General features: G+C 63.3%; 18 protein-coding genes. 16 read left to right on the top strand and 2 right to left on the bottom strand.

What is annotated here, in order from left to right; translation table 11 throughout:
• Window positions 1–118: 118 nt before the first annotated feature.
• From pilG to madM, 15 genes are all read left to right on the top strand, one after another.
• Complete coding sequence (gene pilG, locus IF199_RS28130) at window positions 119–523, top strand: twitching motility response regulator PilG (RefSeq protein WP_096817626.1); 405 nt, start codon at window positions 119–121, stop codon at window positions 521–523.
• Window positions 524–583: 60 nt separating this feature from the next.
• Window positions 584–949, top strand: coding sequence for a twitching motility response regulator PilH (gene pilH / locus IF199_RS28125; protein WP_007953328.1), 366 nt, complete (start codon window positions 584–586; stop codon window positions 947–949).
• Between the two features lie 10 nt (window positions 950–959).
• On the top strand, window positions 960–1,499 hold the full coding sequence (locus IF199_RS28120; RefSeq protein WP_085731577.1) for a chemotaxis protein CheW: 540 nt from the start codon (window positions 960–962) through the stop codon (window positions 1,497–1,499).
• Between the two features lie 13 nt (window positions 1,500–1,512).
• On the top strand, window positions 1,513–3,573 hold the full coding sequence (locus IF199_RS28115) for a methyl-accepting chemotaxis protein (RefSeq protein ID WP_096817628.1): 2,061 nt from the start codon (window positions 1,513–1,515) through the stop codon (window positions 3,571–3,573).
• A 22-nt stretch (window positions 3,574–3,595) separates the two neighbouring features.
• Window positions 3,596–9,511, top strand: coding sequence for an Hpt domain-containing protein (locus IF199_RS28110; RefSeq protein WP_192561013.1), 5,916 nt, complete (start codon window positions 3,596–3,598; stop codon window positions 9,509–9,511).
• Window positions 9,504–9,971, top strand: a complete 468-nt coding sequence (locus IF199_RS28105; protein ID WP_096817632.1) for a chemotaxis protein CheW — start codon at window positions 9,504–9,506, stop codon at window positions 9,969–9,971. The genes IF199_RS28110 and IF199_RS28105 overlap by 8 nt, the downstream gene beginning before the upstream one ends.
• A gap of 99 nt (window positions 9,972–10,070) precedes the next feature.
• Window positions 10,071–11,741, top strand: a complete 1,671-nt coding sequence (gene mdcA / locus IF199_RS28100; protein WP_192559204.1) for a malonate decarboxylase subunit alpha — start codon at window positions 10,071–10,073, stop codon at window positions 11,739–11,741.
• Complete coding sequence (locus IF199_RS28095) at window positions 11,741–12,613, top strand: triphosphoribosyl-dephospho-CoA synthase (RefSeq protein ID WP_192559203.1); 873 nt, start codon at window positions 11,741–11,743, stop codon at window positions 12,611–12,613. Before mdcA ends, IF199_RS28095 begins: the two co-directional genes overlap by 1 nt.
• The gene (locus IF199_RS28090) at window positions 12,613–12,912 is read left to right on the top strand and encodes a malonate decarboxylase subunit delta (protein WP_007913697.1); all 300 of its coding nucleotides are present in this window, start codon (window positions 12,613–12,615) and stop codon (window positions 12,910–12,912) included. Before IF199_RS28095 ends, IF199_RS28090 begins: the two co-directional genes overlap by 1 nt.
• A complete protein-coding gene (locus IF199_RS28085; RefSeq protein ID WP_192559202.1) occupies window positions 12,905–13,756 on the top strand; it encodes a biotin-independent malonate decarboxylase subunit beta in 852 nt (283 codons plus the stop codon). The genes IF199_RS28090 and IF199_RS28085 overlap by 8 nt, the downstream gene beginning before the upstream one ends.
• Complete coding sequence (gene mdcE / locus IF199_RS28080; protein ID WP_192559201.1) at window positions 13,753–14,538, top strand: biotin-independent malonate decarboxylase subunit gamma; 786 nt, start codon at window positions 13,753–13,755, stop codon at window positions 14,536–14,538. Before IF199_RS28085 ends, mdcE begins: the two co-directional genes overlap by 4 nt.
• On the top strand, window positions 14,532–15,152 hold the full coding sequence (locus IF199_RS28075) for a malonate decarboxylase holo-ACP synthase (RefSeq protein ID WP_192559200.1): 621 nt from the start codon (window positions 14,532–14,534) through the stop codon (window positions 15,150–15,152). The genes mdcE and IF199_RS28075 overlap by 7 nt, the downstream gene beginning before the upstream one ends.
• Window positions 15,149–16,069, top strand: a complete 921-nt coding sequence (mdcH, locus tag IF199_RS28070; protein ID WP_192559199.1) for a malonate decarboxylase subunit epsilon — start codon at window positions 15,149–15,151, stop codon at window positions 16,067–16,069. Before IF199_RS28075 ends, mdcH begins: the two co-directional genes overlap by 4 nt.
• 66 nt (window positions 16,070–16,135) lie before the next feature.
• The gene (madL, locus tag IF199_RS28065; RefSeq protein WP_085709094.1) at window positions 16,136–16,552 is read left to right on the top strand and encodes a malonate transporter subunit MadL; all 417 of its coding nucleotides are present in this window, start codon (window positions 16,136–16,138) and stop codon (window positions 16,550–16,552) included.
• 1 nt (window position 16,553) lies between these two features.
• Entirely contained in the window at window positions 16,554–17,318 is a 765-nt protein-coding gene (gene madM, locus IF199_RS28060) for a malonate transporter subunit MadM (protein WP_192559198.1), read from the top strand.
• 37 nt (window positions 17,319–17,355) lie between these two features.
• Here the strand turns inward: madM and IF199_RS28055 are convergent, their stop codons facing one another.
• Window positions 17,356–18,276 carry a LysR family transcriptional regulator gene (locus tag IF199_RS28055; protein ID WP_096817646.1) on the bottom strand — a complete coding sequence of 307 codons (921 nt, stop codon included), beginning with the start codon at window positions 18,274–18,276 and terminating at the stop codon, window positions 17,356–17,358.
• A 141-nt stretch (window positions 18,277–18,417) separates the two neighbouring features.
• Between IF199_RS28055 and trhA the strand changes: the two genes are divergently transcribed.
• A complete protein-coding gene (gene trhA, locus IF199_RS28050) occupies window positions 18,418–19,035 on the top strand; it encodes a PAQR family membrane homeostasis protein TrhA (protein ID WP_007953311.1) in 618 nt (205 codons plus the stop codon).
• A gap of 14 nt (window positions 19,036–19,049) precedes the next feature.
• Here the strand turns inward: trhA and IF199_RS28045 are convergent, their stop codons facing one another.
• Entirely contained in the window at window positions 19,050–19,769 is a 720-nt protein-coding gene (locus IF199_RS28045; RefSeq protein WP_192559197.1) for a 16S rRNA (uracil(1498)-N(3))-methyltransferase, read from the bottom strand.
• Between the last annotated feature and the right edge of the window lie 43 nt (window positions 19,770–19,812).

The raw sequence follows: 19,812 nt of genomic DNA, 5'->3' as shown, positions 1-19,812 counted from the left end.
TGGAGACTGTGCTAAAAAGGCTGCCAGCCGTGCTGGCCCTTGAACATCAAGGGTTTCCAGCCATCAGTCATCGCAAAACGGACAAATTGATTCGCAAAGGCGACGGTAGAGCCCCCTTATGGAACAGCAGTCCAGCGCCTTGAAGGTCATGGTGATCGACGACTCGAAAACGATTCGTCGCACCGCCGAGACCCTGTTGAAAAATGCAGGGTGCGAAGTCATCACGGCGATCGACGGTTTCGACGCCCTGGCGAAGATCGCCGACAACCACCCCGGGATCATTTTTGTCGACATCATGATGCCGCGTCTGGATGGTTATCAGACCTGCGCTTTAATCAAGAACAACAGTGCTTTCAAGGCAACGCCGGTGATCATGCTGTCGTCCCGCGACGGGCTGTTCGACAAGGCCAAGGGGCGGATTGTCGGTTCCGATCAATTTTTGACCAAGCCTTTCAGCAAGGAAGAACTGCTCGACGCGATTGCGGCCCATGTTCCGGGCTTTACCGCTGATTTGCCGCAGTAAGACACGCACAGTGACGCTCGGCCAGCGGGCCCGGTGTCGACAAGAAAAATGGGGAAGACCATGGCACGTATTCTGATCGTCGATGATTCGCCGACCGAAATGTACAAACTGACCGGCATGCTGGAAAAGCACGGCCACGAAGTGTTGAAAGCCGAAAACGGCGCCGACGGCGTGGCCCTGGCCCGTCAGGAAAAACCCGACGCGGTGCTGATGGACATCGTCATGCCCGGCCTCAACGGTTTCCAGGCGACCCGCCAACTGACCAAGGACGCTGAAACCAGCCACATCCCGGTCATCATCATCACCACCAAGGATCAGGAAACCGACAAGGTCTGGGGCACTCGCCAGGGCGCCAAGGATTACCTGACCAAACCGGTCGATGAAGACACGCTGATCAAGACCCTGAACAACGTGCTGGCCGGTTGATCGCGCCGCCATGAGCGAGTCGCTGACCGCGTTCGAACTGTTGTGGCAGATCGACCAGCGCTGTCGCCTGCTGGCGGCGGACCTGCCGTCGCAACCGGCGCGCCAGGATCGCTGGAGCGGCATCGGCTTTCGCCTCGGCGAGCACTGGTACGTCGCGCCGATGGGCGAAGTCAGCGAAGTGCTGCCCGAACCGCGTTTCACCCAACTGCCGGGGGTAAAGCCGTGGGTCAAGGGTGTGGCCAATCTGCGCGGGCGGTTGTTGCCGATCATGGACCTGTGCGGATTCTTCGGCCATGAGCTGTCACCCATGCGCAAGCAGCGGCGGGTATTGGTAGTGGAGCATCAGGACGTTTTTGCCGGTGTGCTGGTCGATGAGGTCTTCGGCTTGCAGCACTTCGAGCAAGACAGCTTCGAACCCGTCTCGATCCGTAAACGGCAAGGCTCCAAGGGCGAGTTCGTCAAAGGGTATTTCCGACGCGAGCAGAACTGGCGAGTGTTCAGCCTGTTTGCGCTGGCGCAGTCACCGAGTTTCATGCACGTCGCGGTTTAACAGGCGAGGACCGATGATCAAAGCAAAAACCAGCAAGCCCGCAGAAGGCTCGCGCAGCCGCTCGCAGATCATCGTGCTGTTCATCGCGCTGATCGTGTTCATCATGCTGCTGTTCGCCAACTTCGCTTACCTCAACACCCAGGCCAACTACGACAAACAGTACATCGGCCACGCCGGTGAGCTGCGGGTGCTGTCGCAGCGGATCGCCAAGAACGCCACCGAAGCGGCGGCCGGCAAGTCGGCCGCGTTCAAGCTGTTGAGCGATGCGCGCAACGATTTCGCCCAGCGCTGGGGTTACCTGAAGAAGGGCGACCCGGCCACCGGCCTGCCGCCGGCACCGTCGACCGTGCGCCCGGAAATGCGCGCCGTGCAGCTGGATTGGGAGCGCCTGCTGAAAAACACCGACGCCATTCTGTCCAGCGAACAGACCGTACTGTCCCTGCATCAGGTCGCCGCAACCCTGGCCGAAACCGTGCCGCAGTTGCAGATCGAATACGAAAAAGTCGTCGAGATCCTCCTGCAACGCGGCGCCCCGGCGGCGCAGGTGGCGATGGCCCAGCGTCAGTCGCTGCTGGCCGAGCGGATTCTCGGCGCGGTGAATACCGTGCTCTCCGGCGATGAAAACTCGCAACAGGCTGCCGATGCCTTCGGTCGTGACGCCGCGCGTTTTGGTCAGGTGTTGAACGGCATGCTGCAAGGCAACCCGACACTGAAGATCAGCCAGGTCGAAGACCGCGACGCCCGCGCTCGTCTGAGCGAGATTTCCGAGCTGTTCCAGTTCGTCTCGGGCTCGGTGGATGAAATCCTCGAAACCTCGCCGGAGCTGTTCAAGGTCCGCGAGTCCGCCACCAACATCTTCAGCCTGTCGCAGACCCTGCTCGACGAAGCCTCGCACCTGGCCACCGGTTTCGAGAACCTCGCCGGCGGGCGCAACACCGACACCATCGGCGGTTACGTGCTGGGCCTGCTGGCGCTGGCGTCGATCATCCTGATCGGCATGGTCATGGTCCGGGAAACCAACCGGCAGTTGCAGGAAACCGCCGAGAAGAACGAACGCAACCAGAACGCGATCATGCGTCTGCTGGATGAAATCGAAGACCTCGCCGACGGCGACCTGACGGTGACGGCCTCGGTGACCGAAGACTTCACCGGGACCATCGCCGACTCGATCAACTATTCGGTCGACCAGTTGCGCGACCTGGTGGCGACCATCAACCTCACCGCCGGCCAGGTCGCCGCTGCGGTGCAGGAAACCCAGGCCACCGCCATGCACCTGGCCCAGGCTTCCGAGCATCAGGCCCAGCAGATTTCCGAAGCCTCGACCGCGATCAACGACATGGCCCAGTCCATCGATCAAGTGTCGGCCAACGCTGCCGAATCCTCGGCGGTGGCCGAGCGTTCGGTGGAGATTGCCAACAAGGGCAACGAGGTGGTGCACAACACCATCCACGGCATGGACAACATTCGCGAACAGATCCAGGACACCGCCAAACGCATCAAGCGCCTGGGCGAGTCGTCCCAGGAAATCGGCGACATCGTCAGCCTGATCGACGACATTGCCGACCAGACCAACATCCTCGCCCTCAACGCGGCGATTCAGGCGTCGATGGCCGGTGACGCCGGACGTGGCTTCGCCGTGGTTGCCGACGAAGTGCAACGGCTGGCCGAACGTTCGTCCGCTGCGACCCGGCAGATCGAGACACTGGTACGGGCGATCCAGACCGACACCAACGAAGCCGTGATTTCCATGGAACAGACCACCACCGAAGTGGTGCGCGGCGCGCGGCTGGCGCAGGATGCCGGTGTGGCCCTGGAAGAAATCGAAGGCGTGTCCAAGACCCTCGCGGCGCTGATCCAGAGCATTTCCAACGCGGCGCAGCAGCAGACGTCTTCGGCCGGGCAGATTTCCCTGACGATGAACGTGATCCAGCAGATCACCTCGCAGACCTCGTCCGGCTCCACGGCCACCGCCGAAAGCATCGGCAACCTGGCGAAAATGGCCAGCCAGTTGCGGCGTTCGGTGTCCGGGTTCACCTTGCCCGCGGCGGCAGCGCCCGCCACGGACAAGGCGTGAGTTCATGTCGAGCGGAGTGGTTATGGGTGACCGGCACGACTACGTGGCCCTCGAATGGGTCAAGGGCGAAATTGCCGAAACGCTGAGGCAGGCGCATCAGGCCATCGAAGCCGTGCTCGACGATCCGCAGTCGGTGCCCGGCCTCGACGAGTGCCTGGCGTGCATCCATCAGGTGCACGGCAGTCTGCAGATGGTCGAGTTCTACGGCGCGGCCTTGCTCGCCGAAGAGATGGAGCACCTGGTCGAAGCCCTGCAGAACGATCGCGTCAGCCACCGCGACGAAGCCTTGCACCTGCTGTTGCAGGCCTTCGGTCAGTTACCGATTTACCTCGATCGCGTGCAAGGTGCCCGCCGTGACTTGCCGCTGGTGGTGCTGCCACTGATCAACGACTTGCGCAGTGCCCGGGGCGAAAGCCTGTTGTCCGAGACCAGCCTGTTCAGCCCGCAATTGCCCGAGCTGCCGCCGCTAAGCGCGGAAGCGCTGGCCCTGCTGGAACCGGCGGATCTGCCCAATGTGTTGCGCAAGCTGCGGCAGATGCTGCAGATGGCGCTGGTGGGATTGCTCCGCGAACAGGACGACCAGACGCATCTCGGTTACCTGAGCAAAGTCTTCACCCGCCTCGAAGCCTTGAGCGGTGATGCACCGTTGAGCCCATTGTGGCAGGTCGCTTCGGCGCTGGTCGAAGGCATGCGCGAAGGCCGGATCGCCAACAGCCCGGCCCTGCGCAGCCTGTTCAAGGACGCCGACAAGGAACTCAAGCGTCTGCTCGAACAAGGCATGGCCGGCCTCAACCAGCCACCGCCGCCCGAGCTGTTCAAAAGCCTGCTGTTCTATATTGCCAAAGCCGAACATCCCACCGGGCAGATGCTGACCATGAAAGATCGCTACTCCCTGGACGACGCGTTGCCCGACAGCGCGATGGTCGACGAAGAACGCGCGCGCCTGGCCGGCCCCGACCGCGATGCCATGCGCTCGGTGCTCGCGGCGTTGTGCGAAGAGCTGGTGCGGGTCAAGGAGCGCCTCGACCTGTTCGTGCGCAGCGACCGCCAGCACACCTCGGATCTGGACAGCCTGCTGGCGCCGCTGCGGCAGATCGCCGACACCCTCGCGGTGCTCGGTTTCGGCCAGCCGCGCAAGGTCATCATCGATCAACTGGCGGTGGTGCTCAGCCTCGCTCAGGGCCAGCGCGAACCGAACGACGCCACGCTGATGGACGTCGCCGGTGCCTTGCTTTACGTCGAAGCGACGCTGGCCGGAATGGTCGGCACGGTGGAACCGGAGAGCCCGGAAGACTCGCGCCTGCCAACCACCGACCTGACGCAGATCCATCAGATCGTGATCAAGGAAGCGCGTATCTGCCTGCAACAGGCCAAGGACATGATCGTCGATTACATCGACGCCGACTGGGATCGCCAGCAACTGCAACCGTTGCCGGCGCTGCTGACTCAGGTCCGCGGTGCGCTGGCGATGATTCCGTTGACCCGTGCGGCGAGCCTGCTGGAAGCCTGTAACGGGTTCATCCGCGAGCATCTGCTGCTCGATCCCCATGAGCCGGGCTGGCAGCAACTGGATAACCTCGCCGATGTCATCACCAGCCTTGAGTATTACCTCGAACGCCTGACCGATGACCCGCAGGCGCCGAGCGAGCAACTGCTGGACGTGGCGCAGAAAAGCCTGGCCAGCCTCGGCTACTTTCCTGACGAGCCGCCCAGCGAACAGCATGTGCCGGTGCTCGACGATGTGCTCAGCCCCAGCGAAGCGCTGGTGATGCAGGACCTGCAGGAACTCGATGACCCGGACATCGTGCAGTCGCTGGCCGATGTGCTGGCCAGCCCGGTGTCGGCGGTCAACCCGCCGGCGCTGACCACGCCCGGTAGTCTGCTGCCGCCACCCGCCGATGAAGAGCCGGTGGACGACGAGTTGCGTGAGGTGTTCCTCGAAGAGACCGAGGAAGTGCTCGATGTGCTGCGCGAATACCTGCCGCGCTGGACCGCCGATCCGCAGGATCGCACAGCCCTGAGCGAACTGCGCCGGGCCTTTCACACCTTGAAAGGCAGCGGACGCATGGTGCGTGCGCTGGTTCTCGGCGAACTGGCCTGGGCGGTGGAAAACCTGCTCAACCGGGTGCTGGAACACAGCGTCGAACCGGGTCTGGCGGTGCAACAATTGCTCGCCGATACGTTGCTGTTGCTGCCGGACCTGATTGCCGAATTCGCCATCAACCACCAGCGTCAGCGCCAGGATGTCGATCAGCTGGCGGCTCGCGCCCACGCCTTGGCCAAGGGCGACACGCCGTTGCCGGCCGAAGACGTGGAAGACGTCGCGGCGCTCGATCCGTTGTTGCTGGAGATTTTCCGCAACGAAGCCGAAACCCACCTCGCCAGCCTCAACCGCTTCCTCGATCAGGCCGCCGAGCACGTGCCGTTGCAGGCCAGCGATGAATTGCAGCGAGCGCTGCACACCCTCAAGGGCAGCGCCTCAATGGCCGGCGTTTTGCCGATTGCCGAACTGGCGGCGCCGCTGGACAAACTGGCCCGGGAATTCAAGGCCCATCAACTGGCATTGGACCTCGACGAAGTGGAATTGCTGCTGGAAGCCGAGGGCCTGTTCCGCGTCGGTCTGCGTCAGCTCAAGCACGATCCGCTGGCGCCGATTGTCGGTGCCCAGTCGTTGATCAAACGCACCGAAACCCTGCTGAGTGAGCGGCTGGAATCGATCCTCAATGCGCCGAGCAGCAGCTTGCGGGTCAAGCGTGATCCGCAACTGATCAACAACTTCCTGGCCCAGGGCATGGACATCCTGCTCGACGCCGAAAACCTCCTGCAACGCTGGCAGCAGCATCCCGGCGAACGCCAGGAACTCAGCGCGTTGCTGGATGAACTGACGACCCTCGGCGAGGGCGCACACCTGGCGGACCTGCTGCCGGTGGACGTGTTGTGCGAAGCCTTGCTCGACCTGTATGGCGCGGTGGAAGAAAGCAGCCTGGCGGTCAGCGAGCGGTTCTTCCTTGAGGCGCAACACGCTCACGAAGCGCTGATCAACATGCTCGACGAACTGGCCGCCGGCCAGGAAATCACCCCGCAACCGCAGCGTATTCGAGCGCTGCACGAACTGCTCGACGAAAGCCTCGACCCGTCGGCCATGGGCCTGATTCGCAGCGACGGCAGCCGAACCCTGAGTATTTCCGAGCTGGGCAGCGCCACTGCCGAACTGCAAAAAAGCACCACCGGAATCGGCGCGGATGACGAGATCGTCGAGATCTTCCTCGAAGAGGCGGTGGACATCCTCGACAGCGCCGGGCAAGCCTTGCAGCGCTGGTTGAACGACCTGGAAAACGGCGCGCCGCTGTCGTCGCTGCAACGGGACCTGCACACCCTCAAGGGCGGTGCGCGAATGGCCGAGGTCGAGGCCGTCGGTGATCTTGCCCAGGAACTGGAGAGCCTTTACGAAGGCCTGGTGGATCGCCGCTACAACCATAGCGATGCCTTGGGCCGGCTGTTGCTGCAAAGCCATGACCGCCTGGCGTTGTACCTCGATCAACTGCATGACCATCAGCCGTTGAAACCGGCGCAGGAGCTGATCGACGCGATTCGCCAGTTCCGTCAGGGTCAGGCCGGCAGTCCCGAGACACCGCCCGCCGTCGCCAGCCATGACGGCCCGGGGCACGATCCGGAATTGCTGGAAATCTTCCTCGAAGAAGGTTTCGACATCATCGAAAACTCCGGTGCCGCGCTGCTGCGCTGGCAGGCCGAACCCGGTAACCGTCAGGAAGTGGAAACCCTGCTGCGTGACCTGCACACCCTCAAGGGCGGCGCGCGGATGGTGGAAATCGGCCCCATCGGCGATCTCGCCCATGAGCTGGAATACCTGTACGAAAGCCTGTCCTCCGGGACCCTGCAGGGCAGCGCCGAACTGTTTGCCCTGTTGCAGCGCGGCCATGACCGGTTGGCGCAGATGCTCGACGCGGTGCGCGCCGGCCAGCCGTGCCCGCCAGCGGATCGACTGATCAGCGCGATCCAGAATTTCAGCCACCCGGTGGCCGCACCAACGCCACCGCTGTTGTTGCCGGCGCCGGTTAAAACCGAAACCACCGCGCCCGTCCCCGAGGCCGGCGCGGACATGGTCAAGGTCTCCGCCGAACTGCTCGATGACCTGGTCAACCTCGCGGGCGAAACCTCGATTTTCCGTGGGCGTATCGAGCAGCAAGTCAGCGATGCCCAGACCGCCCTGAACGAGATGGAAACCACCATCGAGCGCATGCGCGATCAGTTGCGCCGGCTCGACACCGAAACCCAGGGGCGGATTCTCAGCCGTCAGCAAGTGGACGCCGAACGTCTGGGCTACGAAGAATTCGATCCGCTGGAAATGGATCGCCATTCGCAGTTGCAGCAGTTGTCCCGGGCGCTGTTCGAATCCGCCTCCGACCTGCTCGACCTCAAGGAAACCCTCGACCGGCGCACCCACGACGCCGAGAACCTGCTGCAACAGCAAGGCCGGATCAACACCGAATTGCAGGAAGGCCTGATGCGCACGCGCATGGTGCCGTTCGAGCGCATGTTGCCGCGACTCAAACGCATCGTCCGTCAGGTCGCCGAAGAGCTGAACAAGGACGTGGCGTTCACCGTCGGCAACGCCGAAGGCGAGATGGATCGCAACGTCCTCGAACGCATGGCCGCACCGCTGGAACACATGCTGCGCAACGCCGTCGACCATGGCCTGGAGCCGGCCGACGTGCGACTCGCCGCGGGCAAACCGGCTCAGGGCCAGATTTCCCTCGACCTGTCCCGCGAGGGCGGCGACATCGTTTTCGACATCCGCGATGACGGCGCCGGCGTGCCGCTGGACGCGGTGCGACGCAAGGCGATCAAGCGTGGCTTGCTGGCGCCGAATGCGGAAATCAGCGACCGCGAAGTGTTGCAGTTCATCCTTCAGCCGGGCTTCTCCACCGCCGAAAAAATCACCCAGATTTCCGGGCGCGGCGTGGGCATGGACGTGGTGCACGAAGAAGTACGGCAACTGGGCGGCACCATGAGCATCGACTCGGTGCCGGGGCAGGGCGTGCACTTTCGCATTCGCCTGCCGTTCACCGTGTCGGTCAACCGTGCGCTGATGGTGCAGTGCGGCGAGGATCAGTACGCGATTCCGCTGAACACCATCGACGGCATCGTTCGCGTGTTGCCAAATGAACTGGACGGGCATTTCCGGCACGATCCGCCGCGCTACGAGTACGGCGGCCAGCGTTATGAACTGTGCTATCTGGGCGAGCTGCTGAAAACCGCGCCACGACCGAAACTGCTCGGCCAGAGCCTGCCGCTGCCGGTGCTGCTAGTGCAATGCAACGAGCGGCACATCGCGGTGCAGGTCGACGCCATGGCCGGCACCCGCGAGATCGTGGTCAAGAGCCTCGGCCCGCAGTTCGCGGCGGTGCAGGGCGTGTCCGGGGCGACGATCCTCGGCGATGGCCGGGTGGTGCTGATCCTCGATCTGCTGGCGCCGATCCGCGCGATGCAGGCGCGGTTGCCGCAGCGTCCGGCCAGCCACGAAATCGAAAGCGAACCGCAGAAGCCGTTGTTGGTGATGGTGGTCGACGACTCGGTCACCGTGCGCAAGGTCACCAGCCGTCTGCTCGAACGCCACGGCATGAACGTGCTGACCGCCAAGGACGGGGTCGACGCGATGCTGCTGCTGGAAGAACACATGCCGGACCTGATGCTGCTCGACATCGAAATGCCGCGCATGGACGGCTTCGAAGTGGCGACCCAGGTGCGCCACGATGAACGCCTGCAACACCTGCCGATCATCATGATCACCTCGCGCACCGGGCAGAAACACCGCGACCGCGCCATGGCCATCGGCGTCAACGACTACCTCGGCAAGCCGTACCAGGAATCGGTGCTGCTCGAAAGCATTGCCCTGTGGAGCAAAAAACATGCATGAGCGGCGTCATAACCAGCGCAGCAGCCAGCTCACCGGGCTGCTGCTGCCGCTGGCCGATCGCAACCTGATCCTGCCCAACGTCGCCGTCGCCGAACTGATCGACTACCAGTCCAGCGCCTTCGACCTCGATACACCGCCGTGGTATCTGGGCCGGGTGACCTGGCGCGAGCGGCAGATTCCGTTGCTGAGTTTCGAGTCGGCGTGCGGCAACAAGATCGTCATCGGCGAACGGGCACGGATTGTCATCCTCAACGCCCTGGGCGGATTGCCGACGCTGCGCTTCATTGCCTTGCTGGTGCAGGGGATTCCGCGCTCCTACAAGCTCGACAGCCAGTTGAGCTATGTCGACGTGCCGCTGTGTGCGCTGGAGCAGGCGGCGGTGCAGGTTGGGGAGCAGGTGGCGAAGGTGCCGGATCTGTTGGCGCTGGAGAAGCTGTTGGTAGATGCCGGCTTGGCGTAATCGTTACTCCAGGCGTAACGATCACGCGCCGCGCTTGATTGATGCCCCTCGAACACACTCCTAAGGTAGCTCCACGACAGCGAACCCCGTGGAGTGAGCATGACAACAACAATTTCCCCCGACTCGCGCTGGACGCGGCGGCGCGACGAGAAGCAGCGTCGCCTCGACAAGGTGCGCGGGCTGGCCGACGGTGCGGTGTTGCCCACCGACAGGATCGTCGCGGCGCTTGAGGCGCTGATCCTGCCCGGCGACCGTGTGGTGCTGGAGGGCAACAACCAGAAGCAGGCGGATTTTCTTTCCCGTGCTTTGGCCAAGGCCGATCCCGAGAAGCTGCACGACCTGCACATGATCATGCCCAGCGTTGGCCGCTCCGAGCACCTCGACCTGTTCGAACGCGGCATCGCCCGCAAACTCGATTTCTCCTTTGCCGGTACCCAGAGCCTGCGCATCAGCCAGTTGCTCGAAGACGGCTTGCTGGAAATCGGCGCGATCCACACCTACATCGAACTCTACGCCCGGCTGGTGGTGGACCTGATCCCCAACGTTGTGCTCTCGGCCGGGTTCATGGCCGACCGTGCCGGCAACATCTACACCGGCCCGAGTACCGAAGACACCCCGGCGCTCATTGAGCCGGCAGCGTTCAGCGACGGCATCGTCATCGTCCAGGTCAATCAACTGGTGGACGACGTCAGCGAATTGCCTCGCGTGGACATTCCGGCATCGTGGGTGGATTTCGTGGTGGTGGCGGACAAGCCGTTCTACATCGAGCCGCTGTTTACCCGCGACCCTCGGCACATCAAACCTGTGCATGTACTGATGGCGATGATGGCGATTCGCGGGATCTACGAAAAACACAACGTACAGTCGCTGAACCATGGCATCGGTTTCAACACCGCCGCCATCGAACTGATCCTGCCGACCTACGGCGAATCCCTCGGTCTCAAGGGCAAGATCTGCCGCAACTGGACGCTCAACCCGCACCCGACGCTGATCCCGGCCATCGAAAGCGGCTGGGTCGAAAGCGTGCATTGTTTCGGCACCGAACTGGGGATGGAAAACTACATCGCCGCGCGGCCGGACGTGTTCTTCACCGGGCGTGACGGTTCGCTGCGTTCCAACCGGATGTTCTGCCAACTGGCCGGGCAGTACGCGGTGGACCTGTTCATCGGCGCAACCCTGCAAGTCGATGGCGATGGCCATTCCTCCACCGTGACCCGTGGTCGCCTCGCCGGTTTCGGCGGCGCACCGAACATGGGGCACGACCCACGCGGTCGCCGTCACGGCACTCCAGCCTGGCTCGACATGCGTCATGACGATTCGCAGCAACCGATGCTCGAACGCGGCAAGAAACTCGTGGTGCAAATGGTCGAGACCTTCCAGGAGGGCGGCAAACCGACCTTCGTCGAAACCCTCGATGCGGTGGAGGTGGCGAAGAAAAGCGGCATGCCGCTGGCGCCGATCATGATCTACGGCGACGACGTCACTCACTTGCTCACCGAAGAGGGCATCGCCTATCTGTACAAGGCGCGCTCGCTGGAAGAGCGTCAGGCGATGATCGCAGCGGTGGCCGGCGTCACCGCCATCGGCCTGCGGCACAACCCGAAAGACACCGAACGCATGCGCCGCGAAGGCCTGATCGCCTTGCCCGAAGACCTCGGCATCCGTCGCACCGACGCCACCCGCGAATTGCTCGCGGCGAAGAGCGTGGCCGATCTGGTCGAGTGGTCCGGCGGCCTCTACAACCCGCCCGCCAAGTTCAGGAGTTGGTAATGCACGCACTCAACCTGCAACCCAAAACCATCACCCTCGCGGAACGGCTGGCGGACCTGGCAGTGGACGCGCTGATCGACGAAGCCGATCTGTCGCCGAAACCGGCGCTGGTCGACCGTCGCGGCAATGGTGCGCATACCGATCTGCACCTGGGATTGATGCACGCTTCGGCGCTGGCGCTGTGGCCGGCGTTCAAGGAAATGGCCGAGGCCGCGCTTGAGTTCGGCGAGATCGGCTTGCCGTTGCGTGAAGCCATCGGCCGTATCGGACGGGAAGGGGAGCAAGCGATGCTCGCCACTACCCACGGCGTGAACACCCATCGCGGGGCGATCTGGGCGTTGGGCCTGCTGGTCACGGCCGCTGCGCTGGATACCAAATCCACCAGCGCCAGCGCCGTCACTCTGCGCGCCGCACGTCTGGCGTTGCTCGATGACCGTTATGCGCCGCGCCCGCTGAGCCACGGCGCCCAAGTCGCTCAACGCTACGGCGCTCGCGGTGCCCGGGAAGAAGCGCAGCTCGGCTTCCCGTCCGTAGTGCAGCGCGGCTTGCCGCAGCTCAAACGCAGCCGCGTCGCCGGCCATGGCGAACAGAACGCCCGGCTTGATGCCTTGCTCGCGATCATGACCGACCTCGCCGACACCTGCGTGCTGTATCGCGCCGGTGAACCGGGCCTGCAGGCCATGCAGCACGGAGCCCAGGCAGTGCTCGACGCCGGTGGCAGCGCCAGCCTCACCGGTCGCCGCCGCTTGCACGAACTGGATCAACAACTCATCGCATTGAATGCCTCGCCCGGTGGCGCCGCTGACTTGTTCGCCGCCACGTTGTTGCTCGACCGGATCGAGTGCGACGGCATCCTTCAGGGAGCGTTTTGATGGAAACCTTATCTTTTGAATTCCCCGCCGGGCAGCCGCCACGTGGTCGGGCGCTGGTCGGATGTGTCGGCTCCGGCGATCTGGAAGTGCTGATCGAACCGGGCCTCGCCGGCAAGTTGACGATCAACGTGCAGACCTCGGTCAACGGCGCGCAGCTGCGCTGGCAGCATCTGTTTGCGCGGATGTTCGACGGCACCACACCGCCGGCGATGGCCATCGATATCCACGATTTCGGCGCGACCCCGGGCGTGGTGCGCCTGCGTCTGGAACAAGGCTTCGAGGAGATCGGCCATGACTGATACCTCGGCGCTTCTGCATAAGCATTCATTCGTCGAACTCGGCGCCCGGCAGCGGGCGAAAGCCTTGCTCGACGCCGGTACTTTCCGCGAACTGCTCGACCCGTTTCAACGCGTCATGTCGCCGTGGCTGGAACGTCAGGGCGTGGTACCGCAGGCCGATGACGGTGTGGTGATCGCCAAGGGCAGCCTCGACGGTTTGCCGGTGGTGATCGCGGCGATTGAAGGCGCGTTTCAGGGCGGCAGCCTCGGTGAAGTCGGCGGCGCCAAAATCGCCGGCGCACTGGAACTGGCGGCTGAAGACAACCGCAAAGGGATCCCGACCCGCGCCATTCTGCTGCTGGAGACCGGCGGCGTGCGCTTGCAGGAAGCCAACCTCGGACTGGCGGCGATTGCCGATATCCACGCGGCGATTGTCGATTTGCAGCAATACCAACCGGTGGTTGGCGTGGTGGCCGGCAGCGTTGGTTGCTTTGGCGGGATGTCGATTGCCGCCGCGCTGTGCAGCTATTTGCTGGTGACCCAGGAAGCACGCCTCGGCCTGAACGGTCCGCAGGTGATCGAGCAGGAAGCCGGGATCGAGGAATACGACTCCCGCGACCGGCCCTTCATCTGGAGCCTGACCGGTGGCGAGCAACGGTTTGCCAGTGGCCTGGTGGATCGCTATGTCGCCGATGACGTGGCGCAGATTCGCCAACAGGTCGGCGAGTTGCTGCAACAAGGCTTGCCGGCGCAACCCCGCAGCCAGCAGGCCGAATGGTTCCTGCAACGTCTGGCGAGCCTGGACACTGACAAGCAAATCGAGCCTTCGGTGGTTCGCGATCTGTATCAAGGAGAGCGCTCATGAGTGGTTATTCCGTGCGCGGTTTGAACTGGTTCAACGCCTTGAGCGCGGGTGCGAATGCTGTTGAAGGTTTGCCGCCATCGTTGAAGGTCGCCGACGGGCCACTCGGGCGCTTTATCGCCGTGGTCGCCGATCCGCAAAACCGTTTCCCTCGCGCTCGCAACGGTGAAGTCGGGTTGCTGGAAGGCTGGGGCCTGGCCAAGGCTGTGGATGACGCGATCACCGCCGACCGTGACAAAACGCAAAAGCGCCCACTGATCGCCATCGTCGATGTGCCGAGCCAGGCCTACGGTCGCCGCGAAGAAGCCCTCGGCATTCATCAGGCTCTGGCCGGTGCGGCGGACGCTTATGCCCGCGCTCGTCTGGCCGGGCATCCGGTGATTGCGCTGCTGGTAGGCAAGGCCATGTCGGGGGCGTTTCTGGCCCACGGTTATCAGGCCAACCGCTTGATTGCCCTGCGTGATCCGGGGGTGATGGTGCATGCGATGGGCAAGGCTTCGGCGGCGCGGGTGACCTTGCGCAGCGTCGAAGAACTGGAAACCCTGGCCTCCAGCGTGCCGCCGATGGCCTATGACATCGACAGCTACGCCAGCCTCGGCTTGCTCTGGGAAACCCTGTCGGTGCAGCAGATCGAACAGCCGACGGCGGAGGACCTGGCGCGGGTCGGCGAATGCTTGAAGCAAGCCATCGGCGATGTTGCTGCGACTGATTTGAGCAATCGTCTCGGCGCGAAAAATCGCGAAGCCTCCAGCCGCGTACGTGAACTGCTGAGGGCTCAGTGGTGAACACGCCTCTGGCCCACGACCTGCTGTGGGGCATGACGCCTGCGCAGTTGCCGACGGATGCGCCGCAGTGGGCGATTGATTCGCTGGCTGGCGGGCAACCGGTGGTGGTGCGGCGGGCGTTAAGTGAAGACGGATTCGTGGCGGTGGGCGTGCGCGGTGTGTTGCGCGAGCAGCGGCTGGCGGCGTTCATGGCGATCGATTCGATTGCCTGTCGGGTCAGCCCGGAAGCGCTTTGTCAGGTCGAGAGCGAGCGTGATCTTCCGGTCATGCACGCGCTGCGGCAACTGCGGCCGGTGCTCGATGATTGCGGTTGGATCTGGGGCGTCAGTGGCAGCGTCGGGTTTGAGCTGGCCAGTGGATTTACGGCGATGCACGAGCGCAGCGATCTCGACTTGATCCTGCGAGCGCCGCAACTGATGACCCGTAATCAGGCGCGCAAACTGGTGGCGCTTTTCGATCAGGCAGCCTGCCGGGTCGACCTGCAATTGCAGACACCATTCGGTGCCGTCGCGCTGCGCGAGTGGGCCGGGAATGCTTCGCGGGTGCTGCTGAAAAATGCCCATGAAGCCTGTCTGGTCAGCGACCCATGGAACCCGCAGGAGCAGGCAGCGTGAGCAGCCTGCTGGTTTTTCCCGGCCAAGGCGCGCAGCAGCCCGGCATGCTCCAGCGCTTGCCTCGGGAAACGCTGATCGAGGCCAGCGATAGCCTCGGTGAGGATGTCTTGCGGCTGGATTCGAGCGAAGCGTTGCGCAGCACCCGAGCGGTTCAGCTCTGTCTGCTGATCGCCGGGGTCGCGGCCTCGCGGCAGTTGTTGCAGGACGGACTCACCGCAGATTACGTCGCCGGCCTGTCCATCGGTGCCTACCCGGCAGCCGTGGTTGCCGGAGCGTTGAGCTTCAGCGATGCGTTGCATCTGGTCAGCCTGCGGGGTGAGTTGATGCAGCAGGCTTATCCACAGGGCTTCGGCATGACCGCGATCATCGGTCTGCAATTGTCCACAGTCGAAATGTTGCTCGCGCAGGTGCACAGCGCAGAAACACCGGTGTACCTGGCCAACATCAACGCCGATAACCAGGTGGTGATTGCCGGCAGCGACAAGGCAATGCAAACGGTCGCCGAGTTGGCGCGCAGTCGTGGTGCCGGGCTGGCGAAACGTCTGGCGGTCAGCGTGCCGTCGCACTGCCCATTGCTGGATGAGCCTGCGCAAACACTCGCAGAAGCGTTCAAAAAGGTAGAACTGAAAACACCGAAAATCGCTTACCTGAGCGGCAGCCGCGCAAGGCCCGTGACCAAGGTTGAAGCGCTGCGCGACGACCTCGCCTTCAACATGTGCCGCGTGGTGGACTGGCGCGGCACCGTGCAAAGCGCCTACGAGCGCGGCGTACGTTTACAGATCGAACTGCCGCCCGGTGCGGTGCTGACCGGGCTGGCGCGCCGGGTGTTCGAACAGGGGACTGTCACTGCCTTCGACAGTGCCCGGCTCGACACCTTGCAGGCGCTGTTGCGTGAAGAGGAGGGCCGCCGACTCTAGACCGCCGCGACTCAGGCTTCGAACAACAAAAACAACATTCGACGATGCACTTTGAGGACTACAACAATGATTATTTACGGTGTGGCGCTGCTGGCGATCTGTACGCTGGCAGGGGTGATCATGGGTGACCTGCTTGGCGTGCTGCTGGGGGTCAAATCCAACGTCGGCGGGGTCGGCATCGCCATGATCCTGTTGATCTGCGCGCGGTTGTGGATGCAGAAACGCGGCGGCATGACCAAGGACTGCGAGATGGGCGTCGGCTTCTGGGGCGCCATGTACATTCCGGTGGTGGTGGCGATGGCCGCGCAACAGAACGTCGTCACCGCCCTGCACGGCGGCCCGGTGGCGGTGCTGGCGGCAATCGGTTCGGTGGTGGTCTGTGGCTGCACGATTGCGCTGATCAGCCGTACCCACAAGGGCGAACCCTTGCCCGACGAGCCGGCGGAAGTCTCCCCGGTCGGCACACCGGTAGGAGGTCGCTGATATGTGGGATCTCATTGAAAAAGGTCTGGAGCACAACGGTCTGGTCACCGCGTTCGCCTTCGTCGGCGTGATCATGTGGGTCTCGATGATTCTCTCCAAACGCCTGACGTTCGGGCGGATTCACGGCTCGGCGATTGCCATCGTCATCGGCCTGGTGCTGGCCTGGGTTGGCGGCACCATGACCGGTGGGCAGAAAGGCCTGGCGGATCTTTCGCTGTTCTCCGGCATCGGCTTGATGGGCGGCGCGATGCTGCGGGATTTCGCCATCGTTGCCACGGCGTTCGAGGTGCAGGCGACCGAGGCGAAGAAGGCCGGGTTGATTGGCGTGATCGCGCTGCTGCTGGGCACGATCCTGCCGTTCATTGTCGGCGCGTGCATGGCCTGGGCGTTCGGTTATCGCGATGCGGTGAGCATGACCACCATCGGCGCAGGGGCGGTGACTTATATCGTTGGCCCGGTGACCGGCGCGGCGATTGGCGCGACTTCGGATGTGATGGCGTTGTCGATTGCCACCGGGTTGATCAAGGCGATTCTGGTGATGGTCGGCACGCCGGTGGCGGCGCGCTGGATGGGCCTGGATAACCCGCGTTCGGCGATGGTGTTCGGCGGGTTGGCCGGGACCGTGAGTGGCGTGACGGCCGGGTTGGCGGCGACGGATCGGCGGTTGGTGCCTTATGGGGCGTTGACGGCTACGTTTCACACCGGGCTTGGGTGCTTGCTGGGGCCTTCGCTGCTGTTCTTCATCGTGCGCGGGATTGTTGGCTAGGTTCTGAAGATCGCTCCCACGCAGAGCGTGGGAGCGATCATTGGGTGGTCTGGCGATTGGCATACATCCGACACTCCGCCAGCAACGCCAGCAGATTCGGATCCCGCTCCTTGGCCTTCAAGAACACCACACCAATGTGCTGCTGCAACCGGTACTTCTCCTGCAACGGAATCAGCTTCACCCGGTTCTCGTACACCGCCGCAATCCTCCCCGGCAGCAATGCATAACCGACCCCGGAGCTGACCATGCTCAGCAGGGTGAAGATGTCATTGACCTGCATCGCCACCTTCGGCTCGAACCCCGCCTGGCGGAACACCCGAATACCGTCCTGATGGGTGGCAAAGCCTTGGGTGAGGGTGATGAAGGTTTCGTCGCGCACCTCCGCCAGATCCACTTCGCTGCGTTGGGCGAAGCGGGAATCGGCCGGGGTGGCGAGGAAGATGTCGTCGGAAAACAGTGGAATCTGCTCGCAGTCCGGGTCGTTGACGCTGTCGTCCAGCGACACCAGGATCGCATCGACTTCCATGTTTTTCAGCTTGTAGAGCAGGTCGATGTTCGAGCCGAGGATCAGGTCGATGTTGAGTTCGCTGCGGCGGATCTTCAGGCCCATGATCAGCTGCGGCACGGTCTTCACCGTCAGCGAATACAGTGAGCCGAGCTTGAAGCGTTCTGCCGAGAACCCGGCGGCTTCGCGGGTCAGGCGCACGCTTTCGACCACGTCCTGAATCAGCTTCTGCGCCCGCTCTTCGAGTACATAGGCGCTCTCCAGCGGCGTCAGGTTGCGTCCTTCGTGCTTGAACAACGGGCAGCGCAGGGCGCTTTCCAGCGAATGGATCGCGCGGTGCACGCTGACATTGCTGGTCTGCAACTCGGCGGCGGCGCGGGCGAGGTTGCCGGTGCGCATGAAGGCGAGGAACACCTCGAGTTTCTTCAGGGTCAATTCTTCGTCGATCAGCATGGCGCGGACTCTTCTTGGTATCGGGCGATTGTGCCCAAATATCAGGACAGGCGCAGGCCCGCGTTGAACGGAAACATTGCGCTTTTACGCTCAAGGCCCGAGCCTTGCGCGCTGCGGTAATGAAATCGAGGTGTGCGACACATGTATCACGGAGAAAAACTGAACGCCTGGACGCATCTGGTCGGGGCGATAGCGGCGTTTGTCGGGGGCGTCTGGATGCTGGTGATTGCCAGCCTCGACGGCAGCCCGTGGAAGATCGTCAGCGTGGCGATTTATGCCTTCACCTTGCTGGTGCTTTACAGCGCATCCACCGTGTACCACAGCGTGCGCGGGCGCAAGAAAGCGATCATGAAGAAGGTCGATCACTTTTCGATCTACCTGCTGATCGCCGGCAGTTACACGCCGTTCTGCCTGGTGACCCTGCGCGGGCCGTGGGGCTGGACGCTGTTCGGGATTGTCTGGGGACTGGCGCTGATCGGCATCCTGCAAGAGATCAAGCCGCGCTCGGAGGCGCGGATCCTGTCGATCGTGATCTACGCGGTGATGGGCTGGATCGTGCTGGTGGCGGTCAAGCCGCTGATCGCGGCGCTGGGGACGGCGGGGTTTGCCTGGCTGGCGTCGGGCGGCGTGTTGTACACCGTGGGGATCATCTTCTTTGCCCTTGATCACCGGTTGCGGCATGCCCACGGGATCTGGCATCTGTTTGTGATCGCCGGGAGCCTGCTGCATTTTGTGGCGATTCTGTTTTACGTTCTGTAATCGCTCCCACAGGTTTAGAAATCACCCCACAGTTGCTGCGCCACCGCCAGCGCCACAACCGGCGCGGTCTCGGTGCGCAGCACGCGCGGGCCGAGTCGGGCGGCGTGGAAGCCGTTGCCTTTGGCCTGCTCGACTTCGGCGTCGGACAAGCCGCCTTCAGGGCCGATCAGGAACGCCAGCGTCGATGGCTTGGCGTGGCTGACCAAGGGTTCGGCCACCGGGTGCAGAACCAGTTTCAGTTCGGCTTCGGTCTGTTTCAACCAGTCGGCCAGCAACACCGGCGGATGAATCACCGGCACCCGCGAACGACCGCATTGCTCGCAAGCGCTGATCGCTACCTGACGCCAGTGCAGCAGGCGTTTGTCGGCGCGTTCATCCTTGAGGCGGACTTCGCAGCGTTCGCTGAAAATCGGGGTGATTTCGTTGACGCCCAGTTCGGTGGCTTTCTGGATCGCCCAGTCCATCCGCTCGCCCCGGGACAGGCCCTGGCCGAGGTGGATTTGCAACGGCGACTCGACCTGGCCGGCGAGTTGTTCGTCGATCCTGACCGTCACGCGCTTCTTGCCGACTTCCAGCAGTGCACCGCGAAACTCGTGGCCGGAACCGTCGAACATCTGCACCGCATCGCCCTCGGCCATGCGCAGCACGCGGCTGATGTAATGCGCCTGGGCTTCCGGCAGTTCGTGTTCGCCAATGCTGAGCGGGGCGTCGATAAAGAAGCGGGACAGTCTCATGGTGGTTCTCTAGAAAATTGGATCAGGATCGCTGTTGTGGCGA

The sequence above is a fragment of the Pseudomonas allokribbensis genome (assembly GCF_014863605.1).
Taxonomy (GTDB): Bacteria; Pseudomonadota; Gammaproteobacteria; order Pseudomonadales; family Pseudomonadaceae; genus Aquipseudomonas; species Aquipseudomonas allokribbensis.
The sequence above is the reverse complement of the archived record's forward strand: the minus strand, read 5'-3'. Positions and strand labels throughout refer to the sequence as shown.